Annotated in this window: 19 protein-coding genes; 13 read left to right on the plus strand and 6 right to left on the minus strand. The window is 65.8% G+C overall.

Going from position 1 to position 15,853, the window contains the following annotated elements; all coding sequences use genetic code 11:
• Positions 1-65: 65 nt before the first annotated feature.
• Positions 66-233: a NepR family anti-sigma factor gene (locus tag EF888_RS09760; protein ID WP_109758822.1), complete on the plus strand. Its 168-nt coding sequence runs from the start codon at positions 66-68 to the stop codon at positions 231-233.
• Positions 233-790 (plus strand): sigma-70 family RNA polymerase sigma factor, encoded by a 558-nt coding sequence (locus EF888_RS09765; protein ID WP_109758823.1) that lies wholly within the window; start codon positions 233-235, stop codon positions 788-790. Before EF888_RS09760 ends, EF888_RS09765 begins: the two co-directional genes overlap by 1 nt.
• Here EF888_RS09765 and EF888_RS09770 read toward each other — a convergent pair.
• Complete coding sequence (locus EF888_RS09770; RefSeq protein WP_109758824.1) at positions 787-2,193, minus strand: FAD-binding oxidoreductase; 1,407 nt, start codon at positions 2,191-2,193, stop codon at positions 787-789. The genes EF888_RS09765 and EF888_RS09770 overlap by 4 nt on opposite strands.
• Before the next feature lie 193 nt (positions 2,194-2,386).
• On the opposite strand from EF888_RS09770, the gene EF888_RS09775 reads away from it, so the two are divergent.
• The 7 genes from EF888_RS09775 to EF888_RS09805 all read left to right on the plus strand — a co-directional run bounded on the left by EF888_RS09775 (position 2,387) and on the right by EF888_RS09805 (position 6,639).
• Positions 2,387-2,590, plus strand: a complete 204-nt coding sequence (locus EF888_RS09775) for a hypothetical protein (protein ID WP_109758825.1) — start codon at positions 2,387-2,389, stop codon at positions 2,588-2,590.
• 128 nt (positions 2,591-2,718) lie between these two features.
• Complete coding sequence (locus EF888_RS09780) at positions 2,719-3,348, plus strand: ATP-dependent Clp protease proteolytic subunit (RefSeq protein ID WP_109758826.1); 630 nt, start codon at positions 2,719-2,721, stop codon at positions 3,346-3,348.
• A gap of 114 nt (positions 3,349-3,462) precedes the next feature.
• Positions 3,463-4,722, plus strand: coding sequence for an ATP-dependent Clp protease ATP-binding subunit ClpX (gene clpX / locus EF888_RS09785; protein ID WP_109758827.1), 1,260 nt, complete (start codon positions 3,463-3,465; stop codon positions 4,720-4,722).
• A 31-nt stretch (positions 4,723-4,753) separates the two neighbouring features.
• Positions 4,754-5,137, plus strand: a complete 384-nt coding sequence (locus tag EF888_RS09790) for a RidA family protein (RefSeq protein ID WP_109758828.1) — start codon at positions 4,754-4,756, stop codon at positions 5,135-5,137.
• Between the two features lie 126 nt (positions 5,138-5,263).
• Entirely contained in the window at positions 5,264-5,644 is a 381-nt protein-coding gene (locus EF888_RS09795) for an NADH:ubiquinone oxidoreductase subunit NDUFA12 (RefSeq protein ID WP_109758829.1), read from the plus strand.
• Between the two features lie 3 nt (positions 5,645-5,647).
• A complete protein-coding gene (mlaD, locus tag EF888_RS09800) occupies positions 5,648-6,112 on the plus strand; it encodes an outer membrane lipid asymmetry maintenance protein MlaD (protein WP_109758830.1) in 465 nt (154 codons plus the stop codon).
• Positions 6,109-6,639 (plus strand): DUF2155 domain-containing protein, encoded by a 531-nt coding sequence (locus tag EF888_RS09805; RefSeq protein WP_241239863.1) that lies wholly within the window; start codon positions 6,109-6,111, stop codon positions 6,637-6,639. The genes mlaD and EF888_RS09805 overlap by 4 nt, the downstream gene beginning before the upstream one ends.
• Here the strand turns inward: EF888_RS09805 and aat are convergent.
• The 3 genes from aat to accB all read right to left on the minus strand — a co-directional run bounded on the left by aat (position 6,603) and on the right by accB (position 9,106).
• Positions 6,603-7,184 carry a leucyl/phenylalanyl-tRNA--protein transferase gene (aat, locus tag EF888_RS09810; RefSeq protein ID WP_211312635.1) on the minus strand — a complete coding sequence of 194 codons (582 nt, stop codon included), beginning with the start codon at positions 7,182-7,184 and terminating at the stop codon, positions 6,603-6,605. The genes EF888_RS09805 and aat overlap by 37 nt on opposite strands.
• A gap of 70 nt (positions 7,185-7,254) precedes the next feature.
• Positions 7,255-8,601: an acetyl-CoA carboxylase biotin carboxylase subunit gene (gene accC / locus EF888_RS09815; protein WP_109758832.1), complete on the minus strand. Its 1,347-nt coding sequence runs from the start codon at positions 8,599-8,601 to the stop codon at positions 7,255-7,257.
• A 4-nt stretch (positions 8,602-8,605) separates the two neighbouring features.
• Positions 8,606-9,106 carry an acetyl-CoA carboxylase biotin carboxyl carrier protein gene (accB, locus tag EF888_RS09820; RefSeq protein ID WP_109758833.1) on the minus strand — a complete coding sequence of 167 codons (501 nt, stop codon included), beginning with the start codon at positions 9,104-9,106 and terminating at the stop codon, positions 8,606-8,608.
• 165 nt (positions 9,107-9,271) lie between these two features.
• Here accB and EF888_RS09825 point away from each other — a divergent pair, with 165 nt between their 5' ends.
• Together EF888_RS09825 and preA are read left to right on the plus strand one after the other, a co-directional pair.
• Positions 9,272-10,615 carry an NAD(P)-dependent oxidoreductase gene (locus tag EF888_RS09825; RefSeq protein WP_109758834.1) on the plus strand — a complete coding sequence of 448 codons (1,344 nt, stop codon included), beginning with the start codon at positions 9,272-9,274 and terminating at the stop codon, positions 10,613-10,615.
• A 4-nt stretch (positions 10,616-10,619) separates the two neighbouring features.
• Positions 10,620-11,924 carry an NAD-dependent dihydropyrimidine dehydrogenase subunit PreA gene (gene preA, locus EF888_RS09830; protein ID WP_109758835.1) on the plus strand — a complete coding sequence of 435 codons (1,305 nt, stop codon included), beginning with the start codon at positions 10,620-10,622 and terminating at the stop codon, positions 11,922-11,924.
• A 21-nt stretch (positions 11,925-11,945) separates the two neighbouring features.
• On the opposite strand, the gene EF888_RS09835 is transcribed toward preA, so the two are convergent.
• Complete coding sequence (locus EF888_RS09835; protein ID WP_109758836.1) at positions 11,946-12,467, minus strand: hypothetical protein; 522 nt, start codon at positions 12,465-12,467, stop codon at positions 11,946-11,948.
• A gap of 61 nt (positions 12,468-12,528) precedes the next feature.
• On the minus strand, positions 12,529-13,152 hold the full coding sequence (locus EF888_RS09840) for a TetR family transcriptional regulator C-terminal domain-containing protein (RefSeq protein ID WP_109758837.1): 624 nt from the start codon (positions 13,150-13,152) through the stop codon (positions 12,529-12,531).
• Between the two features lie 100 nt (positions 13,153-13,252).
• Here EF888_RS09840 and aptA point away from each other — a divergent pair, with 100 nt between their 5' ends.
• Together aptA and EF888_RS09850 are read left to right on the plus strand one after the other, a co-directional pair.
• A complete protein-coding gene (aptA, locus tag EF888_RS09845; protein ID WP_109758838.1) occupies positions 13,253-14,566 on the plus strand; it encodes an omega-aminotransferase AptA in 1,314 nt (437 codons plus the stop codon).
• A 15-nt stretch (positions 14,567-14,581) separates the two neighbouring features.
• On the plus strand, positions 14,582-15,832 hold the full coding sequence (locus EF888_RS09850; RefSeq protein WP_109758839.1) for a Zn-dependent hydrolase: 1,251 nt from the start codon (positions 14,582-14,584) through the stop codon (positions 15,830-15,832).
• Positions 15,833-15,853 lie beyond the last annotated feature (21 nt).

The following is a 15,853-nucleotide window of genomic DNA, read 5'->3' on the forward strand; positions in this document are numbered from 1 at the left end:
CCTCTGTCCGTGCGTTCCTTCTTAGAGAGGCGACCCAGCCACATCCGTTTCCATTGGAATTTGAAATGCCGGACGATCCACAGCGCAAGACCATGTCCGATACCGTCGACCGGAATCTGCGGTCGGCCTACGCGCGGGTTCTGGACGAGGAGATGCCGGAACAGTTCGAGGTGCTTCTGGAACGTCTGAGACAAAAGCGGCTATCGACACCGACGCCCGGGTCCGAGGATTGATGCGCCCCGATACCTCGCGCGAGGATGTGGTCGAACACCTCGTTGCGATGCGCGCCTTTGCGCATTCGCTGTGTCCGAACCGAGCGGTGGCCGACGACATCGTGCAGGACGCTGTCGTGAAGGCCTGGACCAATTTCGGGAAGTACAGGCCGGGCACCAACCTCCGTGCCTGGCTCTTCACCATCACCCGCAACACTTACTATTCCCACCTTCGAAAGGCGCGGCACCGGTTCGAGGACATCGACGGCCCGCTTGCCGCCGCGCTGGCGACGCGGCCCGACCACGATGGCCGCCTTGACCTCGACGATGTGATGGCCGCCGTCGCCAGCCTGTCGGTCGAGCAGCGCGAGGCGCTCCTTCTCGTCGGTTCGTCCGGCTTCTCGTACGAGGAAGCGGCCGAGATGTGCGGCATCTCCCTGGGGACGCTCAAGAGCCGCATCTCGCGCGGGCGCAAGGCACTGTCCGAAGTGATGGAAACGGGTGTCTCGGAAGTGGTGCAGATCGGGGGCGCCGTCACGTGCCGGATCGTAGACCGCCGGGGTCCTCTGGCGCGCTAGTCGGCGCCGAGGATCTTGCCCGGGTTCATGATCCCGTCGGGATCGATGGCGCGTTTGATCGCGCTCATCACGCTGGCGGCGCCTCCTGTCTCCTTTACGAGGGACAACATCTTGCCCTGACCGACGCCGTGCTCGCCGGTGATCGTCCCGTCGAGTTCCAGCGCCATCTCCGAAAGCCACGAGATGAAGCCGTCGCACTTGGCGCGTTCCTCGGCGTCGTCGGGATCGACGAGGATCGTGTTGTGGAAGTTACCGTCGCCGACATGGCCGAGCACGGGCGACAGAAGACCCAGTTCCGCCGCGCGCGCCTGGCTGCGTGTCACCGCCTCGGCCAGGTTCGAGATCGGCACGCACACGTCCGTCGCTATGGCCTGCGCGCCGGGCCGCAAGGTCAGCATGGCCCAGTAGGCGTCGTGCCGCGCCTGCCAGAGCTTGTTGCGCGCCTCGGCCGTCGTGGTCCAGGTGAAGCCGGTGCCGCCGACCTCGGAGGCGATGTCGCCAAAGGCCTCGGCCTGCTCGGCGACGCCGGCGGAGGAGCCGTGAAATTCCAGCAGAAGGAGCGGTGCCACGGGAAGGTCGAGACCGGCGTAGCCGTTGATCGCGCCGACGCTCTCGGCATCGAGAAGTTCCATCCGAGCGACGGGGATGCCCATCTGGATCGTCAGGATGACCGCGTTGCAGGCCGCCTCGACCGACGGAAAGGTGCAGCGGGCCGAGGACATCGCTTCGGGGATGCCATAGAGGCGCAGGGTCAGCTCGGTGATGACGCCAAGCGTGCCCTCCGAGCCGACCATGAGCCGCGTCAGGTCGTAGCCCGCGCTCGATTTCTTGGCGCGCCGGCCGGTGCGGATGACCTCGCCCGAGGGTAGCACGACCTCCAGCGACAGGACGTTGTCGCGCATCGTGCCGTAGCGAACCGCGTTCGTCCCCGAGGCTCGCGTCGCGGCCATGCCGCCGAGCGAGGCGTCGGCGCCGGGGTCGATCGGGAAGAAAAGGCCGGTGGCGCGCAGATGCTCGTTCAGCGCTTTCCGCGTCACGCCGGGCTGCACGACGGCGTCGAGATCCTCGGGGTGGACCGCCAGAACGCGGTTCATCCGCGTCGTGTCGACCGAGATGCCACCCGCCGGCGCATTCACATGTCCCTCGAGCGACGTACCCGTGCCGAACGGAATGACGGGCACGCGGTGCGCGGCACAGGCGCGCACCACATCGGCCACGTCTTCGGTCGTCTCGGCGAAGATCACGGCGTCGGGCGGCTGGTTCGGGATCCAGGTCGTCGTGTGACCGTGCTGCTCGCGGATCGCACGGCCGGTCTGGCAGCGGTCGGCGAAGCGTTGGCGCAGGATTCCGACGACCGTTTCTATGCCGGTGTCATTGCGGGGAAGCGACGAGACGTGAACCATGGCCCGGATATGGACCTTGATTCCACATCGCCGCAATGAGGAATATTCAGGCAACAGTATGGGAACTTTCGTACATCCGTTGCGTTAAGCCGCCTATCGTCATCTTTTCGCCACTTTTCACGACGAATTCATGGAGTCGCGGCCTATCTGCCCGGTCGCACTGCTAAAACTAAAAAACCGTGGGGATACCGAAATGAGCTTGCTGCCCATCGTTCCGGTGTTGTTGTTGGTACTCGTGGCCGCCTGGTTTTTCTGGCCCATCGTCATTGATCCGATCGCGCGCAACGCATCGCGCGGCGACAGGGACGACAGGGACCGCCTGGCCGAATCCCTCTTCGACGCCTGGAGCGAGCACGGCTCGAATCCCGGCCTTCTCGTTCGCACGAGTCGCGGCTGACCGGCCATCAGGCTGTTCAGCGATTGAACATTCGGAGGTCGGGTGCCTTGCAGGCCCCGTCCGCCGACACTAAGACTCTGGCAAGATCCAGGGCGTAAGAACGCGAGCGAAAGAGGCAGACGAGGCAGATGCAAGATCCTACCGAAACCTACATGAATCTCGTCCCGATGGTGGTCGAACAGACCAGCCGGGGCGAACGCGCCTACGATATCTTCTCGCGGCTGCTGAAGGAGCGCATCGTCTTCGTCAACGGTCCGGTCCACGACGGGATGAGCCAGCTTGTCGTCGCACAGCTGCTTCACCTCGAAGCCGAGAACCCGTCGAAGGAAATCTCGATGTACATCAACTCGCCCGGCGGCGTCGTGACCTCGGGCCTGTCGATCTACGACACGATGCAATACATTCGTCCGAAGATCTCGACGCTGGTCGTGGGGCAGGCGGCCTCGATGGGCTCGCTGCTTCTGGCCGCGGGCGAAAAGGGGATGCGCTATTCCCTGCCGAACTCCTCGATCATGGTTCACCAACCGTCCGGCGGCTATCAGGGCCAGGCGACCGACATCATGATCCACGCCCGATACACCGAAAAGCTGAAGCGGCGGCTGAACGACATCTATGTCCACCACACCGGCCAAAGCCTCGAGGCGGTCGACAAGGCGCTAGAGCGGGACAATTTCATGACACCCGACGATGCAAAGGATTGGGGTCTCATCGACGAGATCGTGACCACTCGGGCGAAGCCTGACGACAACGCTTCGTGATCGGGCTTAAGCCTGTCGGCAATTTGGCGTTGTACCCCCCGGGGTGCTCGCTTAGGGTTCTGGAAAGACTGGTAATGCCCTTCCGGCAGGGGCGCGAGGCCGAGAGGTTTGGGAATGGCGAACACGTCAGGCGATAGCAAGAACACCCTGTATTGCTCGTTCTGCGGAAAGAGCCAGCACGAAGTCCGCAAGCTGATCGCCGGTCCGACCGTGTTCATTTGCGACGAGTGCGTCGAACTCTGCATGGACATCATCCGAGAGGAAACCAAAGCCTCCGGCCTGAAGTCGTCCGACGGCGTTCCCGCCCCGCGCGAGATCTGCGACGTTCTCGACGACTATGTCATCGGGCAGATGCACGCGAAGCGCGTCCTGTCTGTGGCTGTCCACAATCACTACAAGCGCCTGAACCACGCGGGGAAGGGCGACATCGAACTCGCCAAGTCGAACATCCTGCTGATCGGCCCCACGGGCTGCGGCAAGACGCTTCTGGCGCAGACGCTGGCCCGTATCCTCGACGTGCCCTTCACGATGGCCGACGCGACGACGCTGACCGAGGCGGGCTATGTCGGCGAGGATGTCGAGAACATCATCCTGAAGCTGCTCCAGGCGTCCGAATACAACGTCGAGCGGGCGCAGCGCGGCATCGTCTACATCGACGAGGTCGACAAGATCACGCGTAAGTCCGACAACCCGTCCATCACCCGCGACGTGTCGGGCGAGGGTGTTCAGCAGGCGCTTCTGAAGATCATGGAAGGCACCGTCGCCTCGGTGCCGCCGCAGGGCGGGCGCAAGCATCCGCAGCAGGAATTCCTTCAGGTCGACACGACGAACATCCTTTTCATCTGCGGCGGCGCCTTCGCGGGTCTCGACAGGATCATCGCGCAACGCGGCAAGGGCAGCGCCATGGGCTTCGGCGCGGACGTCCGCGACCCGAACGAAAAATCGATCGGACAACATTTTAAAGAGCTTGAGCCGGAAGACCTTCTCAAGTTCGGCCTCATCCCCGAATTCGTCGGCCGCCTTCCGGTTATCGCCACGCTCGAGGATCTGGACGAACCTGCGCTCGTGACCATCCTGACCGAGCCGAAGAACGCGCTGGTCAAGCAGTACCAGCGCCTGTTCGAGCTCGAGGACACGCAGCTGACCTTCACCGACGACGCGCTCAAGGCCATCGCCAAGCGCGCCATCGAGCGGAAGACGGGTGCGCGGGGCCTCAGGTCGATCATGGAGGCGATCCTCCTCGACACGATGTTCGAGCTTCCGGGCATGGACAGCGTGACCGAGGTCGTGGTCAACGAGGAAGCCGTCATGTCGGACGCGAAGCCCTTGATGATCCACGCGGATACGAAGAAAGAGCCGGCGAGCGCAGGCTGACACGCCCGCCGCGCCGGTTCGGAAGGTCCCCTTGGCCGTCACGCACATCTCCACCGGGTCGCCCTTCGAGGCGCAGATCGGCTATTCCCGCGCGGTGGTGGCCGACAGCTTCGTCTTCGTGGCGGGGACCACCGGGTATGACTATGCCACCATGACGATGCCGGTCAGCATCGAGGATCAATGCAGGAACGCCCTGCAAACGATTGACCGCGCTTTGGAAAAGGCGGGGAGCGGTCTCGACCACGTCGTTCGCGTGACCTATATCGTTCCCGACCCGGCCGAGTGGCCCCTCTGCTGGCCCATCACGTCGCAGGCCTTCGCTACCGCGCGTCCTGCCGCCACCATGCTGTCGGCCGGCCTCCAGAACTCCGAGATGAAAATCGAGATCGAAGTCACGGCGCGCCTGCCGCGCTGATCCTCTCGAATAGGCAGCTTCGCAACCGGCAGCCCGCCGCGCGGGCAGGGGCATCTCCCCTTGTTTCTCTGGACCTTGCAGCGCCCTTGCGGCATACCCGGGCCAAGTCAGGCAGGAAAGGTCCAGATGGGCATTCTCAACACGCTTCTCCGCTCGGTGACATGGTGGAACAGCCAGACGCTCGGGACCCAGTTCCACACCTGGCGCAAGGGCCAGAAGGTGGGCGAGGACAACCAGGGCAACATTTTCTATAAGTCCGCGAACGGGCGCCGGTGGGTCATCTTCAATGGCGAGGCCGAGGCGAGCCGCGTCGATCCCGAATGGCACGGCTGGCTGCACCACACCTGGGACGAGCCACCGACGACCTCGCCCCTGCCGCGCAAGACGTGGGAGAAGCCGCACCAGGAGAACCTGACCGGAACACCTGCGGCCTATGCGCCGCCGGGCTCGATCCGCAATCCTCAGCCGGTCGAACGCACCGACTACGAGGCCTGGGTGCCGGAGTAGACCATGTCCGAGAACGTCACCGAAGTCCTGACCGGAGCCGGCGTCCTAGCCCTTGCCGCCGGGTTCCTGATCTACATGGGGCAGGTCGGCGGAATCGGCCTCGGCACCGGCGACCGCGCGACCTACACCGCCTCGTTCCGCACGGCCGAAGGCGTATCGGTCGGAACCGACGTGCGCCTTGCGGGCGTCAAGGTCGGCAGCGTGGCGAACATGCGCCTCGATCCCCAGACCTTCCGCGCCGAGACCGTCATCGCGGTCGAGGACGAGTTGCTGCTGCCAGAGGACACGGCGGTCATCATCGCCTCCGAAGGCCTCTTGGGTGGCTCCTACGTCGAGATCCTGCCGGGCGGCTCGCCCGTGAACCTCGATCCGGGGTCCGAGATCGAGGACACGCAGAGCTCGGTCTCGGTTGTCGAGTTGTTGCTCAAATTCGTGGGCGGCGGCGGCGACGAGGCGGCGGCGGAATGATGCGGGCGCTGGCGATCCTCGCGCTCCTGACCGGCGCGGCCACGGCGCAAGAGGCCATCGAGGCGGCCCCGCTCGACGACGGCGTCGACCAGCCGCAGATCATCCTTTTGCCGGAAGGCTCGTCACAGGGTCAGATCGTCGTCCGCGAGGACGGTTCCGAGGCGGTCATCACCTCCCCCATCGACGGCTCGTCGGTCGCGGTGCCCGACGTGCAGGCGAACACCATTCAGGCCAGGTCCGCGCCGGGCGCCCTGCTCAAGGGGCTCGACAAGGTGTCGGGAGAGGTCACCGACCTCGAGATGAAGATCGGCGAGACGGCGCAGGTCGGCCGCATCGCCGTGACCGTGGGCGACTGCCGCTATCCCGAGGACAATCCCGCGGGCGAAGGCTACGCCTGGGTCAAGATCGAGGATCCGTCGCACGGGACGGTCCTGTTCCAGGGTTGGATGATCGCGTCCAGCCCGGCGCTGAACGCGCTCGACCATCCTCGCTACGACGTGTGGGTCATTCGCTGCACGACGGCCTGAAGGTCGCCGTCCATCGCGATTGCATCGATGCTAGCGCGATCCGCCAGTGCGCGGGCGAGACGGGCCCGATAGGCGGCGCGCGTGATCTCGACACCGCCCAGTGACGCCAGGTGCGGCGTCAGGAACTGCGTGTCGAACAAGGTGAAGCCGCACCGTCTCAGGTGATCGAGCGCCGCCGCGAGCACCATCTTCGAGCCATCGGTGACGCGCGAGAACATGCTTTCCCCGAAGAACGCGCCGCCGAGCGCAATGCCGTACATGCCGCCTGCCAGCTTTTCGCCCTCCCACACCTCGAAGGAGTGCGCCGGTCCCAGGGCGTGCAGGTCCAGCATCAGGTCGCGGATCGTCCCGTTGATCCAGGTCTCGTCTCGGTCGGCACAGCCGTCCAGCACCTGCGGGAACGACCTGTCGAGCGTGGCGCGGAAGCGTCCCGACCGCATCCGCCGCGCCAGAGACCGCGACATGCGGAAGCCATCGAGAGGAAGGATGCCGCGCCGTTCGGGATCGACCCAAAAGATCTCCGACGCATCGCGCGTCTCGGCCATCGGAAAGACGCCGGCCGCATAGGCGCCGAGCAGAAGCTCGGGCGTCAGGCGGCGGTCGGACACTCCCGCCTCACTTGACGTTGGCGGCGAGCCATTTTTCCAACCAGTGGATGTTGTAGTTGCCCTGTTGGATGTCCGGCTCCTCGAGAAGCGCGGCGAACAGCGGAATGGTCGTGTCGATGCCGTCGATGATGAGTTCGGACAAGGCCCGCGAAAGGCGCGCCAGCGCCTCGGGCCGGTCGCGGCCGTGGACGATCAGCTTGCCGATCAGGGAATCGTAGTAGGGCGGGATCGAGTAGCCGTCGTAGAGCGCGGAATCGATCCGAACGCCCAGGCCGCCCGGCGCGTGGTACTGCGTGATCCGCCCCGGCGACGGCGAGAAATTGGGCAGCTTTTCGGCGTTGAGCCGGATCTCGATGGCGTGGCCGTTGATCGTAAGCTCGTCCTGCGTGAAGGACATGGGCAGCCCTTCGGCCACGCGGATCTGCTCACGCACGAGATCGATACCGAAGATCGCCTCGGTTACCGGATGCTCGACCTGGAGGCGCGTGTTCATCTCGATGAAGTAGAACTCGCCGTCCTCGTAGAGGAACTCGATGGTGCCCGCGCCCGAGTAGCCCAGGTCGCCGACGGCGTCGGCGCAGATCTTGCCGATCCGCGCGCGCTCTTCGGGCGAGATGGAGGGGCCGGGGGCCTCTTCGAAGACCTTCTGATGCCGGCGCTGAAGCGAGCAGTCCCGTTCGCCCAGGTGGACCGCGCGGCCCTTGCCGTCGCCGAAGACCTGGATTTCGATGTGACGCGGTTTCTGGAGGTACTTCTCGATATAGACCTCGTCGTTGCCGAAGGCGGCCTTCGCCTCGGACCGCGCCGTGCGAAAGGCGTTCTCCATCTCGGCCGCCGACTTCGCCAGCTTCATGCCGCGCCCGCCGCCGCCGGCCGTGGCCTTGACGATGACGGGATAGCCGAACTCCTCGCCGATGCGCTTCGCCGCTTCGAGGTCAGGCACACCGCCTTCCGAGCCGGGAACGACAGGGATGCCCAGCTTCTTGGCGGTTTCCTTCGCCGTGATCTTGTCGCCCATGATGCGGATGTGCTCGGCCGAGGGGCCGATGAAGGTCAGTTCGTGATCCTCGACGATCTGCACGAAGTTCGCGTTCTCGGACAGAAAGCCGTAGCCGGGGTGGATCGCCTGCGCGCCGGTGATCTCGCAGGCCGAGATGATGGCGGGGATCGACAGGTAGGACTGGTTGCCCGGCGGCGGGCCGATGCAGACGCTCTCATCCGCCATGCGGACATGCATGGCGTCGACATCGGCGGTCGAGTGAACCGCGACCGACTTGATGCCCATCTCGCGGCAGGCACGGATGACGCGGAGCGCGATTTCTCCGCGGTTGGCGATCAGGATCTTGTCGAACATGCGCCTACGCCACGACCATCAGGGGGGCGCCGAATTCGACGGGAGCGCCGTCCTCGATCAGGATGCGCTTCACGGTGCCCGAATGGGGTGCCGGGATCTGGTTCATGGTCTTCATCGCCTCGACGATGCAGAGGGTCTGTCCCTCGCTTACCTGGTCGCCCACCTTGATGAAGGCGGCGGCCCCCGGCTCGGGCGAGAGGTAAGCGGTGCCGACCATGGGCGACTTGACAACCCCCGGCAGGTTCGCCGGATCGTCGTCGGTCGAGGGGGCTTGCGGCGTGGCGGGTGTTGCGGGGGGCGTGGGCGGCTGAGGCATGGAATGCTGCGGCGCCTGGATGACCTGCTGCACGGGTGTCGGCGCCACGATGCGGCTGACGCGGATGTTGAGGCTCCCCTCGTCGGGATAGTCGCGCTTGACTTGCAGCTCCGAGAGATCGTTCTCGCTCAGAAGTTCCGCCAAAGCCTTGATGAACTCGACGTCGTCGTCGTGCGATCGCTTGGTCATTCTTGCCCCTCGGCTGCCCGGTTCTGCATCGTTCTTGTGCGGGCACTTATACGGAACGGGCGGGCCGAGGAAAAGCGCCTCGCTCGAAAGGCCTGGAAAATTTACCAGTTGATAAAATTTCGGCCTGTGGCAGTCTTTCGGTCAAGGACAGACAGGGAGACCTTCATGTCGAACACGCCACGCACACCCGGAGTGGTTCCGGGCCGCCTGGACCGGGACGCGCTATCGCTCAACTTCGGCGATCTTCATCCGCCTCTCGACGACCACGAGGCGATGGTGGCGGCCGACCGCTGCTATTTCTGCTTCGACGCGCCCTGCGTGACGGCGTGTCCGACGTCGATCGACATCCCCTTGTTCATCCGCCAGATCCAGGCCGACAACCCGGGCGGCGCCGCGAAGACGATCTTCGAGGCGAACATCCTCGGCGGCATGTGCGCCCGCGTCTGCCCGACCGAACAGCTTTGCGAGGAAGCCTGCGTCCGCGAGGCGGCCGAAGGACGGCCGGTCCAGATCGGGCGGCTTCAGCGCTATGCGACCGACACGCTCATGGCCGCGGGCGTTCATCCCTTCACCCGCGCCGCACCCACTGGCAAGCGGATTGCGGTCGTGGGAGCGGGACCGGCGGGGCTGGCCTGCGCGCATCGCCTCGCCCTTCACGGCCACGACGTCGTCATGTTCGACGCGAAGGAAAAGCCGGGCGGGCTGAACGAATACGGCATCGCCAGCTACAAGACGGTCGAGGGTTTCGCCCAGGCCGAGGTCGAGTGGCTGATGCAGATCGGCGGCATCGAGTTGCGGACCGGCCAGCGTCTGGGGCACGAACTGACGCTCGACGACCTGCGCGGTGAATATGACGCCGTTTTCCTGGGTGTGGGCCTTGCGGGCGTCAACGCGCTCAGGACCGAGGGCGAGGAACACGCGCATGTCCGTGACGCCGTCGACTTCATCGGCGAGTTGCGCCAGTCGCCCGACCTGACGCGCATGGCCGTGGGCCGCGACGTCGTGGTTATCGGCGGCGGCATGACGGCGGTCGACGCGGCGGTCCAGTCGAAGCTTCTGGGGGCGGAAAGCGTGACGCTGGTCTACCGCCGCGGACGCGAGGCCATGTCGGCCTCGAGTTTCGAGCAGGACCTCGCGGCCTCGAAGGGTGTCCGCATCATCTCAGGTGCGGCGCCCGTGCGTCTGATCGGCGACGCGCACGTCGCGGGGGTCGAATTCGCCTATACGCAAGACGGCCCCGACGGCCTGCGTCTCAGCGACGAGACCTTCACGCTGAAGGCCGACCAAGTGCTGAAGGCCATCGGCCAGCATCTCGACGGGGTCCCGGGCGGGCTCGACCTCGAGGGGTTGAAGATCGCGGTCCAGGGTCCGGGGCGCACTTCGGTTCCCGGTGTGTGGGCCGGCGGCGACTGTGCGCGCGGCGGCGACGACCTGACCGTGACTGCGGTGAAGGAGGGCCGGGACGCGGCCGAGGACATTCATGCGCTCCTGAGCCGAGCGGGGAGGTAGAACTATGGCCGATCTTTCCACGAACTTCGTAGGCATCAAGAGCCCGAACCCGTTCTGGCTGGCCTCGGCGCCGCCGACGGACAAGGAGTACAATGTCCGCCGCGCCTTCGAGGCGGGGTGGGGCGGGGTGGTCTGGAAGACGCTCGGCGAGGAAGGCCCGCCGATCGTCAACGTCAACGGCCCGCGTTACGGCGTGATCCACGGGGCGGACCGCCGCGTACTGGGGATCAACAACATCGAGCTGATCACCGACCGGCCGCTGCAGACGAACCTCGACGAGATGGCGCGCGTGAAGCGCGACTTCCCGGACCGGGCGCTGATCGCCTCGATCATGGTGCCCTGCGAGGAACATGCATGGAAGGCGATCCTGCCACGTGTCGAGGACACCGGCTGCGACGGGATCGAGCTGAACTTCGGCTGTCCGCACGGGATGAGCGAGCGCGGCATGGGCTCGGCCGTGGGGCAGGTGCCCGAATACATCCAGATGGTCGCCGAGTGGTGCAAGGCCTACACCTATCTGCCGGTCATCGTGAAGCTGACGCCCAACATCACCGACATCCGCTATCCGGCAAGAGCCGCGAAGCGCGGCGGGGCCGACGCGGTCAGCCTCATCAACACGATCTCGTCGATCACGAGCGTAAACCTCGACACCATGAGCCCCGAGCCCTCGATCGACGGGAAGGGCTCGCACGGAGGCTATTGCGGCCCGGCGGTGAAGCCGATCGCCCTAAACATGGTGGCCGAGATCGCGCGCGACGACGAGACGCGCGGACTGCCGATCAGCGGCATCGGCGGCGTCACCACCTGGCGCGACGCGGCCGAATTCCTCAGCCTCGGCGCGGGCTCGGTGCAGGTCTGCACGGCCGCGATGGTCTATGGCTTCGGCATCATCAAGGAGATGACGGCGGGCCTGTCGGACTGGATGGACGAGAAGGGCTATACCAGCGTGTCGAAGGTGACGGGCCGGGCGGTGCCGAACGTGACGGACTGGCAGTACCTGAACCTGAACTTCGTCACCAAGGCGCGGATCGACCAGGATCTCTGCATCAAGTGCGGCCGCTGCTATGCCGCCTGCGAGGATACCTCGCACCAGGCCATCGCGATCAACCCAGGGAGGGTCTTCGAGGTGAAGGACGACGAATGCGTTGCCTGCAACCTCTGCATCGACGTCTGCCCGGTCGAGGACTGCATCACGATGGAACGGCTGGCGCCCGGCACGGTCGATCCCCGCACGGGTCGCAGGGTGGAGGCGAATTACGCCAACTGGACGACGCATCCCAACAACCCGATGTCGAAGGCAGCGGAATAGCGGAGGCTCTGGCGCCCTGCGTCAGTTGCGGACGTCGACGGTCGCCCTGTCGCGCGGCGACGCCAGCGCGCGCGTCTCGCTGAAGCTCGCCTCGGCCCGTTCGGTCGGCGTCGGCGGCGGATCGACGCGGTCCGGTGCGGGGCGCGGTGTCGCTTCGTCTGCCGACGGCTCCCGCGGCGCTTCGGCGACGCGATCGTTTGCGGGCGGTGCAGCCACCTCGTCCGGCGGATCGAGGGCCACGCGCGCCTGTCGTTCCAGCGGGCTTTCCTCGAATGCGGGCGGCGGGCCTGCTGGCGCGTCTTTCCACGCCACAGGGCGGTCGCTCGACTCGGCGCGTTCCTGATCGCGCAGGCGCGGCGCGACCGTGGACTGTTCGGCAGCCTTGGCGGCGTCGACCGTCTCGGAGCGCACGGCCGACGATCCGGCCTCGCCCGCGCTGGCGCGCGTGGTTTCAGGCGTCTGCGTCGTCTTCTGTGCCGTCTGAGCGGCGACCGGATGCGGCGGCCGGACGGCCGCGATCGGTGCGGGAGCAGCGGGAATCATGGCCCAACGTCCTCTCTCAATCCCCCAATGGGAGCCTAAGCGACGAAAGGTTGGAGAAGAGTTAAAGCTGACGCGGATCGAGGGCGCGGCGATAGAAGGCGGACAGGAAAGTCGCGGCATCGTCCATGTGTGCGTCGCCTTCGGGCTTCAGGATGGAGCAGACCTGCGTGTTGAAGTCGGCGTAGTGCTGCGTCGTGGCCCAGATCGAGAAGATCAGGTGATAGGGGTCGAGCGCCGCAATGCGCCCCGTGTCGATCCAGCGCGTCACAAGCGCTGCCTTGTCGTCGACGAGACGGCGCAGCGGGCCTTCGATCTGTTCGAGGATCCTTGGTGCGCCCTGCACGATCTCCTGCGCGAAGAGGCGGCTTTCGCGGGGCATGTCGCGGCTCATCTGAAGTTTGCGCATGACGTAGCCCACGATCTCGTCCACCGGGTCGCCCGCCTCGTCGAGCGCGCGAAGGGGATCGAGCCAGGTGTCGAGAAGCGTCGACAGAAGCTCGGAATAGATCGCCTCCTTCGACGCGAAGTAATAAAGAAGGTTCGGCTTCGACAGACCGGCCGTCTCCGCGATCTGGTCCAGCGTCGCGCCTCGGAAGCCCTCGGCCGAGAACACGGCGAGGGCGGCGTCGAGAATGGTCTCGCGGTTCTTCTTCTGGATGCGGGTGCGCGGTCGCTCGACGTTCACTCTCGATCCTCTCCGGTGCTGCTCTTGACTGCCCTCATGCCTCTGCTAGCGTCCTCCTGACCATTTGGTCAATATTCTCAGATTCTGAACGAGGTTGGCCATGGCGCTCGATCGTCCCAATGATCTCTCCGCATTCTGGATGCCGTTCACCGCGAACCGGCAGTTCAAGAAGGCGCCCCGGATGCTCGTGGCCGCGAAGGACATGCACTACACCTCGGCTGACGGGCGACAGGTCCTCGACGGAACGGCGGGCCTCTGGTGCTGCAACGCGGGCCACTGTCGCCCGAAGATCACCGAGGCGATCCAGCGCCAGGCGGGGCTGCTCGACTATGCGCCCGCCTTCCAGATGGGGCACCCGCTGGCCTTCGAACTGGCCTCGTCCCTGCGCGACATGGCGCCCGATGGCTTCGACCACGTCTTCTTCACCAACTCGGGCTCCGAGAGCGTCGACACCGCGCTCAAGATCGCGCTGGCGTATCATCAGGCGCGGGGGCAGGGGAACCGGACCCGCCTCGTCGGCCGCGAGAAGGGCTATCACGGCGTGAACTTCGGCGGCATCTCGGTCGGCGGCATTACCAACAACAAGCGCCTGTTCCCCTCGCTGCCGGGCGTGTCGCACCTTCCGGCGACGCACCTGAAGGAGAACGCCTTCTCGCGCGGGCAGCCGGAGCACGGGATGCACCTCGCCGACGAGCTTGAACGCCAGGCGGCGATCTATGGCGGCGAGACTATCGCGGCCTGCATCGTCGAGCCGGTCTCGGGCTCGGCGGGCGTGATCCTGCCGCCGAAGGGCTACCTGGAGCGGCTGCGCGCGATCTGCGACAAGCACGGCATCCTGTTGATCTTCGACGAGGTCATCACGGGCTTCGGCCGCATGGGGGCGGCCTTTGCCACCGACCGCTTCGGCGTGACGCCCGACCTCATCACCTGCGCCAAGGGCCTGACCTCGGGCGTCATTCCCATGGGCGCGGTCCTGGCGACGGGCAAGATCCACGACGCCTTCATGGAAGGCCCCGAACACATCATCGAGTTCTTCCACGGCTACACCTATTCCGCCACGCCGATTGCCTGCGCGGCGGGCCTCGCCACGTTGGAGGTCTATCGTGAAGAAGGCCTCTTCGAGCGCGCGCACGAGTTGGAAGGCTATTGGGAGGATGCGGTCCATTCGCTGAAGGACTGCCCGAACGTCATCGACGTCCGCAACATGGGCCTGATCGGCGCCATCGAGCTGGAGCCGATCCCGGGCGAGCCGGTCAAGCGCGGCTTCTCGGCGTTCCTCAAGGCCTTCGAGAAGAATATCATGATCCGCACGACGGGCGACACCATCGCCATGTCGCCGCCGCTCATCATCGAGAAGGCGCATATCGATCAGCTTGCGGAGACGCTCCGCGAGGTGCTGCACGAGATCGACTGAGGAGGCCCCGCGAAGATGACCCAGCCAGCCGCGAACATGAGGATCGACGGGGACCGCCTTTGGGACTCGCTGATGGAGATGGCGAAGATCGGGCCGGGCGTCGCGGGCGGCAACAACCGCCAGACGCTCACCGACGAGGACGGCGAGGGGCGGCACCTGTTCCGGCGCTGGTGCGAGGAGGCGGGGCTCAGCATGGGCGTCGACCGGATCGGCAACATGTTCGCCCGGCGCGAAGGCACGGACCCGGATGCGCTGCCTGTCTACGTGGGGTCGCACCTCGACACGCAACCGACGGGCGGCAAGTACGACGGAGTGCTGGGCGTTCTCGGCGGTTTGGAGATAGTGCGGACGCTGAACGACCTCGACATCAGGACGAAGCATCCCATCGTCGTCGTGAACTGGACCAACGAGGAAGGCACGCGTTTTGCCCCCGCCATGCTGGCCTCCGGCGTCTTCGCGGGGCGGCATGAACTCGATTGGGCCTACGATCGCAAGGACGCCAAGGGCAAGCGCTTCGGCGACGAGCTGGAGCGGATCGGCTGGAAGGGCGACGAGGAGGTCGGCGCGCGCAAGATGCACGCGCTCTTCGAGCTGCACATCGAGCAGGGCCCGATCCTCGAGGCCGAGGGCAAGGATATCGGCGTCGTCACCCACGGTCAGGGCCTGCGCTGGATCGAATGCACGATTACCGGCAAGGACAGCCACACCGGCTCGACGCCGATGAACATGCGGAAGAACGCCGGGCGCGGGTTGGCGCTGATTACCGAGCTCGTCCACGAGATCGCGATGAAGAACCAGCCGAACGCGGTGGGGGCCATCGGGCATATCGACGTCTACCCGAACTCGCGGAACGTGATCCCCGGCAAGGTCGTCTGCACGGTCGACTTCCGCTCGCACCTGCCCGAGAAGCTGCACGGCATGGAGGCCGAGTTCTACGAGCGCGCGCCGAAGCTCTGCGAGGACATCGGCGTCGGGTTCGAGGCCGAGGTCGTCGGCCAGTTCGAGCCGCCCGCCTTCGATCCGGGCTGCGTGAAGGCCGTCCGCGATGCCGCCGAGCGGCTTGGCTATTCCCACATGGACATCGTGAGCGGAGCGGGCCACGACGCCTGCTGGATCAACGACGTGGCGCCGACCGCGATGGTGATGTGCCCCTGCGTCGACGGGCTGTCGCACAACGAGGCCGAGGAGATCTCGAAGGACTGGGCCACGGCGGGCGCGGACGTGCTGTTCCACGCGGTGGTGGAGACGGCGGGGGTGGAGGGGTGAGGACGGAGCACCATGCCCCGG

It is taken from the genome of Silicimonas algicola (assembly GCF_003970735.1).
Classification (GTDB): Bacteria; Pseudomonadota; Alphaproteobacteria; order Rhodobacterales; family Rhodobacteraceae; genus Silicimonas; species Silicimonas algicola.